General features: G+C 42.4%; 15 protein-coding genes and 1 tRNA gene. 8 read left to right on the top strand and 8 right to left on the bottom strand.

The window, feature by feature from the left end:
* Nucleotides 1–102: 102 nt before the first annotated feature.
* Nucleotides 103–279: an AlpA family transcriptional regulator gene (locus RH85_RS12580; protein ID WP_039453734.1), complete on the bottom strand. Its 177-nt coding sequence runs from the start codon at nt 277–279 to the stop codon at nt 103–105.
* Nucleotides 280–428: 149 nt separating this feature from the next.
* On the opposite strand from RH85_RS12580, the gene radC reads away from it, so the two are divergent.
* Genes radC through RH85_RS12565 form a run of 3 tightly spaced genes read left to right on the top strand, consistent with a single transcriptional unit; the run spans nt 429 to nt 1,820 of the window.
* Entirely contained in the window at nt 429–905 is a 477-nt protein-coding gene (radC, locus tag RH85_RS12575) for a RadC family protein (RefSeq protein ID WP_006712702.1), read from the top strand.
* Nucleotides 902–1,330, top strand: a complete 429-nt coding sequence (locus tag RH85_RS12570) for a DUF2787 family protein (RefSeq protein ID WP_006712700.1) — start codon at nt 902–904, stop codon at nt 1,328–1,330. Before radC ends, RH85_RS12570 begins: the two co-directional genes overlap by 4 nt.
* 46 nt (nt 1,331–1,376) lie before the next feature.
* A complete protein-coding gene (locus tag RH85_RS12565; protein ID WP_006712698.1) occupies nt 1,377–1,820 on the top strand; it encodes a DUF2787 domain-containing protein in 444 nt (147 codons plus the stop codon).
* A gap of 256 nt (nt 1,821–2,076) precedes the next feature.
* On the opposite strand, the gene RH85_RS12560 is transcribed toward RH85_RS12565, so the two are convergent.
* Nucleotides 2,077–2,595 (bottom strand): ribonuclease HI, encoded by a 519-nt coding sequence (locus RH85_RS12560; RefSeq protein ID WP_072039124.1) that lies wholly within the window; start codon nt 2,593–2,595, stop codon nt 2,077–2,079.
* A gap of 29 nt (nt 2,596–2,624) precedes the next feature.
* On the opposite strand from RH85_RS12560, the gene RH85_RS12555 reads away from it, so the two are divergent.
* From RH85_RS12555 to RH85_RS12540, 4 genes are all read left to right on the top strand, one after another.
* Nucleotides 2,625–2,876, top strand: coding sequence for a hypothetical protein (locus tag RH85_RS12555; RefSeq protein WP_006712693.1), 252 nt, complete (start codon nt 2,625–2,627; stop codon nt 2,874–2,876).
* A gap of 139 nt (nt 2,877–3,015) precedes the next feature.
* Nucleotides 3,016–3,351: a hypothetical protein gene (locus RH85_RS12550; RefSeq protein WP_006712691.1), complete on the top strand. Its 336-nt coding sequence runs from the start codon at nt 3,016–3,018 to the stop codon at nt 3,349–3,351.
* A gap of 104 nt (nt 3,352–3,455) precedes the next feature.
* Nucleotides 3,456–4,154: a hypothetical protein gene (locus RH85_RS12545; RefSeq protein WP_006712689.1), complete on the top strand. Its 699-nt coding sequence runs from the start codon at nt 3,456–3,458 to the stop codon at nt 4,152–4,154.
* Nucleotides 4,151–5,632, top strand: a complete 1,482-nt coding sequence (locus RH85_RS12540; protein WP_006712686.1) for a hypothetical protein — start codon at nt 4,151–4,153, stop codon at nt 5,630–5,632. Before RH85_RS12545 ends, RH85_RS12540 begins: the two co-directional genes overlap by 4 nt.
* Nucleotides 5,633–5,671: 39 nt before the next feature.
* On the opposite strand, the gene RH85_RS12535 is transcribed toward RH85_RS12540, so the two are convergent.
* The gene (locus RH85_RS12535) at nt 5,672–6,310 is read right to left on the bottom strand and encodes an inovirus Gp2 family protein (RefSeq protein ID WP_006712684.1); all 639 of its coding nucleotides are present in this window, start codon (nt 6,308–6,310) and stop codon (nt 5,672–5,674) included.
* Between the two features lie 684 nt (nt 6,311–6,994).
* Between RH85_RS12535 and RH85_RS12530 the strand changes: the two genes are divergently transcribed.
* Nucleotides 6,995–7,585, top strand: a complete 591-nt coding sequence (locus RH85_RS12530; RefSeq protein ID WP_138956477.1) for a hypothetical protein — start codon at nt 6,995–6,997, stop codon at nt 7,583–7,585.
* 46 nt (nt 7,586–7,631) lie between these two features.
* On the opposite strand, the gene RH85_RS12525 is transcribed toward RH85_RS12530, so the two are convergent.
* The 5 genes from RH85_RS12525 to RH85_RS12505 form a co-directional block, all read right to left on the bottom strand.
* Nucleotides 7,632–7,841: a helix-turn-helix transcriptional regulator gene (locus RH85_RS12525; RefSeq protein WP_006712680.1), complete on the bottom strand. Its 210-nt coding sequence runs from the start codon at nt 7,839–7,841 to the stop codon at nt 7,632–7,634.
* Nucleotides 7,842–7,933: 92 nt separating this feature from the next.
* Nucleotides 7,934–9,166 (bottom strand): tyrosine-type recombinase/integrase, encoded by a 1,233-nt coding sequence (locus tag RH85_RS12520; RefSeq protein WP_006712678.1) that lies wholly within the window; start codon nt 9,164–9,166, stop codon nt 7,934–7,936.
* A gap of 312 nt (nt 9,167–9,478) precedes the next feature.
* Nucleotides 9,479–9,566: transfer RNA gene (locus RH85_RS12515), tRNA-Ser, on the bottom strand.
* A 148-nt stretch (nt 9,567–9,714) separates the two neighbouring features.
* Entirely contained in the window at nt 9,715–10,164 is a 450-nt protein-coding gene (locus tag RH85_RS12510) for an L-alanine exporter AlaE (RefSeq protein ID WP_006712676.1), read from the bottom strand.
* 240 nt (nt 10,165–10,404) lie between these two features.
* Nucleotides 10,405–12,825 carry a hybrid sensor histidine kinase/response regulator gene (locus RH85_RS12505; protein ID WP_039949001.1) on the bottom strand — a complete coding sequence of 807 codons (2,421 nt, stop codon included), beginning with the start codon at nt 12,823–12,825 and terminating at the stop codon, nt 10,405–10,407.
* Nucleotides 12,826–12,829: the final 4 nt, after the last annotated feature.

Raw genomic sequence — 12,829 nt, 5'->3', positions numbered from 1 at the left:
TTCTAAGTTACGATAATATACAGCCTGATTGCATAAGGCGATGAAGAATGACAAAAGACTGATAGAGTGTGACGGCTCCCTTAAAAACAAAGCGGCATTGAGTTACCTTAAAGCTAGACACTCCTCCATCCACTCATCCACTTCACTTTCAACCCAAGCTACAGCTCTATCCCCGAGGCTGATGGACTGAGGGAATTGATCTTCATTCATTTTGCGGTAAATCGCTGAACGGCTTAATGCTGTTTTTTCCATTACTTCTTTTAGTTTTAGAAATCTCATGGGACGTCCTCCTATGGCTGTGGTCCTCATGGGATAAGCAGGTTCGGTAAAAAAAAGTGGCATCGGCGTAGAGTACGTATAATCAAAAATTCTTCAGGTATATGTCATCTCTGTGAATCCATTCCATGACTGATACAGGAAGCCTGAATATGTCCCATTTTCCCCGTTACGGTAGTTTGTTACCTCAAAAAGAATATGAACACCGCGTGCTCGAAGAAGCCGCTGAAATACTCAAAGATCGTTATGTTCGTGGTGATGCGTTTTCAAGTCCCGCGGCAACCTCAGATTACTTACGCTTCAAATTGGCAGGGTATGAACATGAAGTTTTCGCGGTCATGTTCTTAGACAATCAGCACCGCTTGATTGAGTTTAAAGAGCTGTTTCGTGGCACGGTTGATTCCGCAAGCGTTTATCCTAGAGAAGTCGTCAAAGAAGCTCTGTACACCAATGCTGCCGCGGTGATATTTGCTCACAACCATCCATCTGGAGATCCTAATCCATCTCAGGCGGACAAACGGATCACTGAGCGTTTAAAAGAAGCACTCTCGCTGGTGGACATTCGAGTGCTTGACCATTTCGTTGTGGGAGACAGTTGCGTCTCATTTGCTGAGAGGGGGTTGCTATGATCATTGATGATTACAGAGGTATCCGGCTGCCAATCAGTTTTTGTGAAACGATGGATAACCTTTTGACGCGTTTCAAGGTTCCTGATGATGCAAAGCGCCTAGTATTCAACTTTAGAGATCCGACATACTATCAATCCAGAGTGGGCTTACACCCAGTCGAAATACAATTAAGCAGAGACAATGATCGAGCGCCTTGGTCATTCGCGTTTCTCGCCAGTTTTTCTTATCAAAGCGATAGTGCCCAATCCCTTGATGTCGAGCTGTACTTTCACTTACGTAACCATTGCTGCTATCAGCCCGATGCTGGCACTGCTGATCTCTCACAGCCTGCTGTTTTAGATCTTTTCAACACCTGGTGCACCGCACTAGAGCGACACATAAATCGCCGAGCATTCAGCGATATCCAGTTAAGCCAAATCCGTTAAATCCTTTTCTGTTCACTCTAATCTTACCTTTGTAGGAGGCATCACCATGTCTGATATTTTGTTTAATGCTTCAAGCTTGCCTGTTTCAAAATCACTCCATTCCCTTCTGAGTAAAAGTCTTATCGAGAAGCTCGCTGAAGGGGAGCATATTGCCACCAGCACTTATCTCGTATTTAACTTTCGTGATAGTTCCTACAGCGCTGAAGCGGGCGGTTTTCATCCTGTTGAAATTGCTATTGCTCAATCAAGTGATGGGCGATGGAATATTGAATACGCGACAGATTTTGCGTACGTGGGTAGTGCTTATCCTGAGCTAGAACGTTGTCTCGACTTCGACTTTCGAGATCAGTCGTTTTATGCTCAGTACAGTGGGTGGGCGCCAATGAAAGGAAATATCTCAGCCATCGAGCTCTATCAGTTATGGGAAAGTAACTTTCTTACTTACGCCGATATGGAGGTGTATGACCAGGTTTCTGTTGCGCCGCAATGAACTTCTCTGAGTTACTTTGCCAATAGCAACAACGCATTCACACCGTGGATTGATGTGCTCACTGAGCACGTTAGATTGAAGGTAAAACCCAGTGTTTGGCCGTGATAAAAAGACAAAATAAAATGCCGATATAGTGTGCCATTTGAGGCTCTATATCGGCATGTTTTATTACAAACGCTCGCCTTTGAGAGGGCGACAAACCCTTGTAGCACAAGGGCTGAACACCATCCAAGGACCGAGCGCAGGCAAACTGGACTTACAACTTGCTAAGCGCTTGTTTTGCCATGTTATACGCTTCGTTCAACGCTTGATGCGTACTTGGGGTTGCTCTGATTACCTCGACGTATTTTTCGGCTCTTATCGCATCTACCTGTTGCCATAGGTCTCGATTTGCCACTGGTTTTTTATCTGACTTACGCCAACCTTTTTGCTTCCAGGTATCAATCCATTCGTTAAACCCACGAACACAAAAATCACTGCTGGTATAGATGACATCGCCATCACGCGCATATTGCATGCACTCCACCAGCGCAATTAGCTCTAGCTCAGTATTACTGGTATATCCCTGCATCGGTAAACATTGCTGGTCCATTAACTCACCAGCTTTGTCGTACACCACCAAACCAATTCCACCATCGACACTGGACGCCGTGACTGCAATATACAATGCGCATGATTCATTTTTCATTGTTTGTTCCTTTTCTATTTTGACAACGCAACGTGCTTGTCTCTCATCAGATAAGGATGTGATGTGAAAAATGAAGTACGCTCGCATCACTGTGCCCTGAACCATAAGGACACGTTATGACCACCTTTTCTCCGCTACGCGAGAAGATCTTAAAGGCCCTACTGAAAGCCGCCCTCGCAGGCTATCACCATCTCAGTGCCCACTTTCAAAAGGTCAAAGCTGAAATGACAGAACTCAGTGACCACGATTTATTTGAAGAAACAAAGCATCACCCCACCCTGCACTTACGCTGCCTCTTGGCAAGCTTTGAGCTCATCCAGCGTGGCTACTATCTCAGTGATATTCGTGACGTGAGGAATGACCTTTAACTTCATGGCACAAGTAATCTGCGTGTCAATTCACAAAACCATACCAATAAAATTGAGTGAGACATTATCTGTCTCACTCGTCCGTATTCTTTCACCAATTTACAGCACCGTGCTCTACGTGCGGATCGAGGATAAATAAATGAGTAAAAGCAACGTATTACATCACGTTGACGAACAGTCTCTAAATGACCTTATTCGGCGCCATGAATCGTTCACTTTAACGAATGTGAAAAATTTCAACCAAACGGTAAAAAAGGTCGAACGACTAATAGAAAAGCAAGGGCTGTCGTGCCGTGTATATACCGCAGGACGCTCTGCCACTATGGCAGCAGCTCTGGCCTCTGGGCCCGCAGTCATCTTTGGCTTAGCTTCTGCCGCAGCTATTGCGACACACAAAATAGCGACGTTAAACCCCGACTATGAAATCGCTAAGTATCCACTGGCTGACAAGCTTGTAGTGAACTTTAAGAAGTAATCATTACTAGGACTGTGTGGCCACCAGTCCTCCTTTTTTCCCGCGTTCTCTCCAAACATTCATGTCTTGGGGCCAGATAAACGTGCTTAAAATTTGGTGGTCCTATGTCTACTAGCACAAATCGACAAAGTGCCGAGCATCTCGAATTGATATTCGAGATTTATTCCCTAATCCCCACAACACGAAAAATAACAGCGCGAGAACTGCACCTTGCACTTAGCGATAAAGGGATCGCCCGAAGTAAACGTACTGTTCAGCGTTGTCTTGATTGCTTATTAACTTACTTTGATGTTGAACAAGATGCGACAAGCAAACCTTATGGCTATCGCCGTACAGCGAATTCAAAACTGGCTTTAGGTCCTCGTGAACACATGGTGTTTTTGTGGGCTGAAGCCTACTTAAAAACGCTTTTACCACGTTCTTACCATCTCATGGTGGATAGTGCTTTCGCACCTTTTAGCACTCTGAGTACTAAGCGCAAACTGATCGATATTCGGCTGCCAGTCACTACTTACTCCAACGAAACAAGCAGTATGGTTTTTGAAACCTTATGTACTGCCGTGTTTTACCAACGTGAAGTTAGGTTATCACTCATAAATGAGCCTCAGAGTCTGTATGTCAATCCATTGGGATTTATCGTGGAGCAAGGCCATTTTTACCTTGCATACCAATATCAAGCAACCTTTCACGTGGTCCTCATCGATGAGGTTTTGTCTGCGTATCTAACCACTTTTGCTTATCACTACCCCAACGATTTTTCACTTAACAACATTCCCCTTTCCAAGAAGGAACTCACACCATGAAACACACAACGATAAAAACGACCTTGAGCATATCTGGGTTATTACTACTCGCCGCATGTGGCGGTGGTAACGATAGTAACGGAGGTAGTACTAATCCAAGTACGTCTGCCAAAGTTGGCGGACTGGCGATTGATGGTTATGTTGAAGGTGCGACAGCATTCCTTGACTACAACTTCAATGGTGTGATGGATGAGGATGAACCTCGTGACATCACTGATCAAAACGGACGCTTCGATTTTGCTATTGAAGAAGATGACTTAATCTGTAAAGAGTACTCGCCAATTATCGTCGATGTACCTACTGGTGCGTACGATAGCGATTATGGGTTAGTTAATAAACCTTATCGCTTAACCTTTCCACCCTCATTCTCATCTGACAACGTAGGCGAAGATGTATTTGCTACTACTCCATTCACTACAGTGATTTGGTCAGCTGTTGAAACAGACCTATTACAAAGTGGTGTAAGCAACTGCAAAGAGTTAGCTGCTAATACTGAAGCGCAAAACAAAGTTTCACGTCTAGTCGCCGAGAAGGAATACGAGTTGGGTAACCGCTACAACATTCCTGCTAACGAGCTATACGCAGACTTCATCGCTTCTGGTAACACCGAGCAGCATCAACTAGCCCAGCTTCTAACCAGCGGTCTAGCAAAAGGCTACGCTGAAACTTCAGCTCTAGTCGATGCGAACCCTAACGCTTGGAAAGCTACAGTTGAGTACTACGTTCAGAAAGACGACGCAGGCAATTTCACTAAGTGGTATCGTGAAGAACGCGTGTTTGATGCCGACACACATTCTCTACGTGTATTTGAAGTATCTGCTGACTTAGAAACTGTAGGCCGTCTCATCGTTTACCGTAACAAAATCAAAGCCGAAGAAGGCGCAGTGCAAAAATACACTGATGACCTAATCGACTACCTACCAGAAATCAGCAAATACGGTTGTGGTTTAACTAATGATTACGTACAGAACTCAAAAAACTACGGCAACGACGCCGTTACATTCTCTGTATCAGCTTCTGTTCTAGTTGACGACCATACTGCATGTGCTGATCCACTCGTGTACTCTTCTAGCGTACCTTACGCTAACGTCATTCGTGAATTGAAAGACGGTAATGTGTTACTACAAGCTGGTATGTGGGGTTTTGACTTTGGTGATGATGCTGTTATCGATGACCTAATCAACGATGGTTTGTACTCTAACATCACAGACCCAACAGTGCTGGACCAGTTCTCAACTTGGAACTACTCACTGGACTCAACTGAATCTTACGGAGCCCCTCGTTGGACACGTACATCAGTTGTAAGTACAGCTGAGAAAAATATCATCACAGACGTGAACAGCAAAGGTATCTGGATTGTACGTACCACTTACCCTAACGGCACTCACCAAACGCAGTGTGGTGACTCTCTAGATACTTTAGTGGACGTGGCTAATATGGGTATGTGTGAAGAACTGCCCATAGTGCCTGCTAACTAATCATAACGAGTCGAGAGGGGATGTATCCCCTCTCTTTTTTTATTTTATTGAGCAACCAAAGTTTCTGTTTCCAGTACCAAATTGCTTGGTGCGTACTTTGGCAAAGTAACTGAGACGACGAAATAGCTCATCAAGAACAGAAGAAGATCTAAGGCTGTTTACATCGATGTGGTATACACAATTGTCAGGAAAGTGCACTAAACGACAGCCATCATCAAGATCAGTATCTAATGCCCGACACCATGCCGTTTTAATTTTGTGAGATAGGTTGTTTCGGTTAGAGAATGACCCCAGGCTGTTATATACATCCTTGTTAAACAACAGAACAAGGTGATAGTGATGATGTAACGCTTTATCTTTTTCCTTCACCCATACATATCTTAATCGACATTTCCGTTTCGGTTTCCCTGCTCTTTCTTTCCTTCTTAAATCAGCCTGTATTTGCGCATCCAACGAAGCAATGAAGTTTTTCATCAAATTTGATTCTTCCATCACCATTAAAAGCGGTAATCGCAAATCAACTCTTACCGCCATCGTTCTAGGATGATCATCCAAAGCTAAATCCAGCGTGTCATAAATCCTTTGTAGATAATCAACTAACAGCCCTTCTTTCAGTTTCAAAACAGGTAGGCCATTGAACTCATCATTATGAGTGACTTTCTTTTTTAGTGTTTTCATTTTCTATACCTCTGGTTAATTCGGTATAGAAAGGGGGATGGTTGTTAAAAATAATTTCACCCCACCATGTAGGTATATTAACCATAACCGCAATCCCCAATCTCAACTTTGGATAAGGAAAGACTTGTTCCTTATCCACCTCAAAGCTAGACCTGGCAAAACACTTCAGATGAGCGTAGTGGTGTAAGTTACCGGCCAATCAGTTCAAAACTGATAACTCTGAAGTTAAGTTCTAAGGAAAATAGTACGATTAGCATCAAAAAACTGCGCTTACACTGGGATAAATTCTAGGTTAAGGACAAAAAACAACCACTAAAATAATACAAAGATTCACTAACAATGCTACTTTGCAACTATCAAAAAACTACTAAGTAGAAAAATGAGTCAGCCGAACGAAGAAACACTTAAGAGTTACTTAAAAAATTATCTCAAACATCACTTGAACAAATAATAATCAGGGGGAATCAAGAAGGTTTCTTCGAAATCCCTGAAGACAAAATCTCTTTAAATCGAAAACGATTATCTGAGCTCATTGAGGAAGGGTTAGCTAAGAGATCACCATTAAGGTCTAGCAATAGCATCGCCGCAATTTCAATAATTGACAGAATTATAGAGGGCATAATTGGCGAGGATTGCATTGATTTTTTAGATTCGGATGACAAATCAATACTGGTATTTATGCTTATGCGTTTATCGATAGAAGATGAGCTGTCCTACGCATTATCAGATGACATCATGCAATGCTCTGACATGACATCTTTAAAGACAAAATTAAGAACATCCATACTTTCAATAAATGAAGACCCTGAAAAAATAAAGTCGCTAATAAGAATTTTGAAAGATGATTACTTTTTGTCAAAAAAACATTTTAATTTCAAATGGTTAAAAAACGACAACAAAGAACAAGCGAGATGGGCTGTTGAATACATATCAGAAAATAAGTTGATTTTAGAAGAGTACGAGAACCTCCCTTTAAACTTAATTGCTGAGAAAAATTACGTCCCTATCATAGAAGGTATTTTTCATTCTTTATGCTTCTGTGAACGGGAACAAGCTAAGTTATACGAACGGTTCAAGCGTGCATGGAGCCAGCACAAATTCAGAAAAAAAGCTGAAAATGAGAATAAAGTTAGCGTTAGCTTCTTAATGAAAGATAAAACAAAAAAAAGACTTCAAGAAGTTGCCGATTTCCATGAAACAAGCATGATTGATGTAATTGAAAGACTGGTCAATTCCTCTTGGGAAGCTTTCAATGAGGGCAATGATTCTCTGTAGACTCTCTGATTCATATTCAATGAGGGCAAAAGAGCCCTCAAATAAATCATAACTCAGCATAGTAATATCTAGCGTTAACACGTTGCTGAATCCAGTCTTGCACCTCACTCTCTACCCAAGCAACAGCACGTCCACCAAGCGGAACTTGCGCCGGAAACTGGTTTGCTTCGATAAAGCGGTACATACAAGAACGTGATAAGCCAGTCATGCCAAGCACTTCATTTAGACGGATCAAACGGATAGTTGGTTTAGGCATACATACCTCTTCTGTGTGTGAACATCACATAGATAACATATGCCTGTAAAAATTTTGAACGATAGCAAGTGGCCGTATAATACAGCCATAAATCAGATAACCTGGCTTAAATGACGTGAACCTGTAACGCTGTAACTTCCATAACTCGATTTATCGATATGTTCACTCCACCAGCTCATTAATCTACGACGTGAATCCAAGTAATCAGTGCGGTTGTAAGCTTTGCGTATTTGATTTTTGTCTGTGTGAGCAAGGGCAGCCTCAATGACATCAGGCTCAAAACCCTGTTCATTAAGAGTTGTACTGGCCAAAGCTCGAAGGCCGTGAGCTGTCGTCCTATCTTTAAACCCCATCCGCCCTAGTGCTTTATTGGCAGTTTCTGAATCGGTTGGGACCTTAGGATTACGGCTCGAAGGAAATATATAGTCTCGATGACCACTAATCGGTTTAATCGCTTCAAGAATTGCTAGAGTTTGTGTCGTAAGTGGAACTACGTGTTCACGGTTCATTTTCATGCGCTCTTTCGGGATAATCCATAGCTGGTTTGCCATATCTATTTCTTCCCAGCGAGCGCCTGACGCTTCATTAGGGCGAACCATGGTATGAAGCTGCCATTCAATCAAAAAGCGCGTCACGTGCTGAATATTGGCTGTTGCTACCGTGCGAATAAGCTCATGCATCTCATGAGGTTGAAGCGCTTTCATGTGCACTACTTTGTGCTTCTTGAACACATCACGGATACCAGATAATGGATTAGAATGAATCACACCGCTGTTTACAGCATAATTCATGATCTCATTCATCAGTTGAGCGGTACGTTTTACAGTTTCTAATAAACCTTGTGTTTCAACGGGACGCAACGCCGCAATAGCGATAGGCGCCGTGATTTTATTAACGGGTATCGTGCCTAGCTTAGGGAAGGCATAGAGCTCCAGTTTGCGCCAGTTACCATTAAGAGTCTTCTCTTTTATCTGCCCTTCCTTCGCTGCCTTCCACTGCTCAGCGACAAACTTGAACGTCGCATTTTGCTCAACAATAACTTTGGCTTTTTGCTCTTCTTTGGCCAACTGAGGATCAATACCATCCGCAAGCATCTTTCGAGCTTCTAGCGCTTTCTCTCGCGCTTCCGCCAAAGACATATCTGGATAAGTTCCAAAGGAAAGATAAGTGATTTTGTCCTGGCCAGGTCGTTTATAACGAAACTGCCAAGAACGTGAATTGCTTGTACGCACACAAAAGTAGAGATTGCCGCCATCAGATAAGCGATAGAGCTTATCTTTGGGCTTTGCCGTTTGGACTTGCCTAGCCGTGAGATTATTCGCCATTTTGATCCCTCAAGTAATACCTGAACAAAGCTCGATTTTCGAAAAATCTAGGTATTACTTTTGATCGATAACTTCTTAACTTACATCAAGTTAAAGATCGAACTGATAGAGAAAATGACAATAAAGTAATACCTGATTTAGTGCTCAAAAGTAATACTAGCATCAAGTAGGAATACTGGGTATTACTTTAGGTATTACTCTAGACAAGCGCTTTTACGACACTTTATGGAACGCTACGGAACCGTAACTCATTGATTTTAATAATCTTTAGATAAGAAAAAAGACGCCCTGAGACGTCTTTAAACTTGAATGTGGCGGTGAGTGAGAGATTCGAACTCTCGGTACGTTGCCGTACACACACTTTCCAGGCGTGCTCCTTCAGCCACTCGGACAACTCACCGTATCGTTAACAACTTGGCTAACGAGGCGCTAATTTAATGATTCTATAGAGTTAGGTCAAGCCAAAAGCTAAAAAAATAACGTACTCGTGAACCAACTGGTCACTCTCTAGCTAATTTGCTGGCGCTTTAGCCAGTCCAATCAACAGATTAAGCTTGTGAGTAGTAACCCGGAACCTTAAACCACTTACGACACAGATCCAAAAAGTAGCCGTATAAAATCCCCATGGCACAAGACACAATCGCATTTGAAGCCACCGCGGTGATGATCTGCTCGGTAGAGGCACCAACCGTAAACAAAATACCAGCGTAAACGGGAGATTGAAATAACACGTAAGCAACCAAGTCAGACAAGTTTTTCATTCGCTTCGACACAGAAACACGAGCGCCTTGGCGTAAAACAAAATCTCTAAACACACCGTAAGGCCACGCAATCGCAATATTGACAGGGATAGATAGTAATCGTGATGCAAGAGATTGTTCAAATGTCATACCTGAAATGAAAATTTCGATAAACATACCTGAAATAAAGCAAAACACGACCATCGCAAAAGTATCTGCTACTGCACTGCGGAAACAGAAGGACCCACGAGCTTTCATTCTAAACTCTCAACACATATCACTAGCATAGTGAATAAAGGACAATATAAAACGCCCAGCAATGAGCAAATCACTAGATTTATTCGCTATTAGAACATAAGTTATTAAGAATTAGATTTCATTTTAAATAATTACTTGTCAACAAACTGCTAGTTTTTGGTGTTTAAGTAGCCAAAAATGCTCAAACTGCCAAAATGGCGGTTTGAATAAGGAATATTGACCGAATTATGATAGTTGGGATTAGCTATCTTTCAAAAGTACCGTCAAAACATCTAGTTCATGGCTAGAAGGGAGAGATTTGCTATCAATCAATGGCGCGAGCATCTCCGTCAGTTGATTCACATTACGTAAGGATTGGTGATTAGCATACTCATTAATCGTGGTAATGATTTTATGAGCCTCTTCTGTTTTTTGATCTTCAACAGCAATATGCAGTGATACCAATTGTTGTTCTGCATTAAATGCAACAAAGGTGGTTTTATCCGCTATCGATTTGAACTGGTAGAGTTTTTCATAATACCTTGAGAGCATATCGTCTAACTCTTTTTCATCGATAGGTTTCGATATAATGCAGTCAACACCTGCTGCTAACATTCGTTCTCGAGTTTCTTTAAATAAGTCGGCAGTGCAGCCAAATATTAGCGTATTAGCCCGTTTATTTTTTAATGCACGGATTTCAGCGGTTGCTGTAATACCATCTTTATTTGGCATATGGTTGTCCATTAAAATTAAGTCATATTGGCCGGTTTGCAGCGCATCAACGGCTTGCTGTCCATCTTCTACATTTTCACAAGTAAAGCCCTTGCTGCTCATAAAAGAGTTCATGATGATAGTATTAGTACGATTATCCTCTACGATCAATGCTTTAAGACCGCTATAATCATGCTTGCGATGCTCTATAACCTCCGTGATGCTTGGAGGACAAACTTCCATTTCAAGAATAATATCAAATGTGGTCCCCACCCCGACTGCGCTTTGTACCGAAACGTCCCCTTTCATCAATTCGCCAATTTGCTTAACGATGGCAAGCCCAAGCCCTGTGCCACCAAAACGACGAGTTGTCGATGACTCAGCTTGTTCAAAAGGGTTAAAAATTTTCTTTTGCGCGACTCGATCAATACCAATCCCTGAATCTGAGACTTTGATATTCAAACAGTTTCCTCCATCCAGAGTGACTTCACTTAAATGAACGTCAACAAAACCATGGGCAGTAAATTTAACCGCGTTGTTTAATAAGTTAAACAACACTTGGCGTAATCGTGCTTTATCAGAAAGATACCAACGATCTTTATTCACCTCATTGTGAATATTGAACGCTAATCCTTTTTCTGAACACAAGGTGTAATAAACACTGTTGATACTGCCTAAAATAGACTCCAATGGAAACGGTGCTTTTTCTAGCTCAAGGTGTCCCTGCTCTATCTTAGAAAAATCTAAAATTTCGTTGAGTAACAGCATCATGTGGTCACCCGAATCATACAAGGTCTTGAGGTGTTTACGCTGTTCGTCACTCAAATCGGTTTTTAATAATATTTGTGCGGTGCCCAACACACCGTTCATTGGCGTTCTGATCTCGTGTGAAATAGTGGCTAAGAAGGCACTTTTTGCTCGCGTAGAGGCTTGGGCTTTTTTCTTCTCTTGCTCAAGGAAGATGGTTTTTTCATTGAACGTGTCGATAAGGTGCTTTATTTCGTCGTTACTGTGATAGCCAATGTCAATGATACCGCCCGCTTTCGAATCATCGACCTTTTGCGCAATCAGTGTGATTGGCTCAATGATAAAGCGGCTCAGCAACACATAGCCAAACAATACGCATAGCAACATGATAGGCACAATGCCCTTTTCAACCTTGCTCACTAAATCATATACCTGTTCGGCCACTAAACGGTGAGCATTGACGACGTCAATCGTCCACTGGAAGCTCCCAAATTGCTGGCGACCGATATAAATATCTTCTGCGACTTGAAAATTATGTTCGATGATGACATCACCAAAGCCATCGCGAACCAACACGCCAAGATCATGCTCTTCAGCATGCCTGCTGACAAAGGAGATTAATGTTTCAAGGGAGACATCAATGGTCGCAACACCGGCTAGTTCACCATTAATAAAATAGGGCGAAGAGGCCGTGATCATTTGTACATGAGTAAAAGGGTCAATATAAACGGGAGACCAAGCCACTGTGCCTGGTGCTTGATCGACAGCTGATAGATACCAAGCTTCTTTGTCATAGCCACCAGACTCCGCGTTATTCCAAGCGTTAACCCTATCTACTTGCCCATCACTGGCGCGATTGAAAAATAGGCTTAGATACGCTTCGTTTTTATCGACAGAATACGGAATCGGCCATAGGCCACCACTGGTCGTGATGCCATCAACCACTAAAAATAGAGAGTGCAACAATTCACTTTGCTGCGACTGGACAAAGCCGGTGTTACCGATACTCACAATGCTTTGTAAGATGCCCAATGAGCTATCGAGCGGCGCCTCTATCTGGCTGGAGATAATTTTTGAGCGGGAATCTAGGTTACGAACTAGTTGTTCTCGGATCGGGGGTTCCACCACCCAATAGCTAATCGTACCTACCGTCGCAACCACGAACGCCAGATACAAGCCAAGGGCAAATATACTTTTCCTTTTTAGTGACGAGCTCTTAACCATAACC

Source organism: Vibrio ichthyoenteri ATCC 700023, assembly GCF_000222605.1.
GTDB classification, from domain to species: Bacteria; Pseudomonadota; Gammaproteobacteria; order Enterobacterales; family Vibrionaceae; genus Vibrio; species Vibrio ichthyoenteri.
The sequence above is the reverse complement of the archived record's forward strand: the minus strand, read 5'-3'. Positions and strand labels throughout refer to the sequence as shown.

Bases quoted from the DNA above. Each gene is read 5' to 3' on its own strand.
- RH85_RS12580 (WP_039453734.1), bottom strand. From the start codon at position 279: ATGAGATTTCTAAAACTAAAAGAAGTAATGGAAAAAACAGCATTAAGC.
- radC (WP_006712702.1), top strand. From the start codon at position 429: ATGTCCCATTTTCCCCGTTACGGTAGTTTGTTACCTCAAAAAGAATAT.
- RH85_RS12570 (WP_006712700.1), top strand. From the start codon at position 902: ATGATCATTGATGATTACAGAGGTATCCGGCTGCCAATCAGTTTTTGT.
- RH85_RS12565 (WP_006712698.1), top strand. From the start codon at position 1,377: ATGTCTGATATTTTGTTTAATGCTTCAAGCTTGCCTGTTTCAAAATCA.
- RH85_RS12560 (WP_072039124.1), bottom strand. From the start codon at position 2,595: ATGCGAGCGTACTTCATTTTTCACATCACATCCTTATCTGATGAGAGA.
- RH85_RS12555 (WP_006712693.1), top strand. From the start codon at position 2,625: ATGACCACCTTTTCTCCGCTACGCGAGAAGATCTTAAAGGCCCTACTG.
- RH85_RS12550 (WP_006712691.1), top strand. From the start codon at position 3,016: ATGAGTAAAAGCAACGTATTACATCACGTTGACGAACAGTCTCTAAAT.
- RH85_RS12545 (WP_006712689.1), top strand. From the start codon at position 3,456: ATGTCTACTAGCACAAATCGACAAAGTGCCGAGCATCTCGAATTGATA.
- RH85_RS12540 (WP_006712686.1), top strand. From the start codon at position 4,151: ATGAAACACACAACGATAAAAACGACCTTGAGCATATCTGGGTTATTA.
- RH85_RS12535 (WP_006712684.1), bottom strand. From the start codon at position 6,310: ATGAAAACACTAAAAAAGAAAGTCACTCATAATGATGAGTTCAATGGC.
- RH85_RS12530 (WP_138956477.1), top strand. From the start codon at position 6,995: ATGCGTTTATCGATAGAAGATGAGCTGTCCTACGCATTATCAGATGAC.
- RH85_RS12525 (WP_006712680.1), bottom strand. From the start codon at position 7,841: ATGCCTAAACCAACTATCCGTTTGATCCGTCTAAATGAAGTGCTTGGC.
- RH85_RS12520 (WP_006712678.1), bottom strand. From the start codon at position 9,166: ATGGCGAATAATCTCACGGCTAGGCAAGTCCAAACGGCAAAGCCCAAA.
- RH85_RS12510 (WP_006712676.1), bottom strand. From the start codon at position 10,164: ATGAAAGCTCGTGGGTCCTTCTGTTTCCGCAGTGCAGTAGCAGATACT.
- RH85_RS12505 (WP_039949001.1), bottom strand. From the start codon at position 12,825: ATGGTTAAGAGCTCGTCACTAAAAAGGAAAAGTATATTTGCCCTTGGC.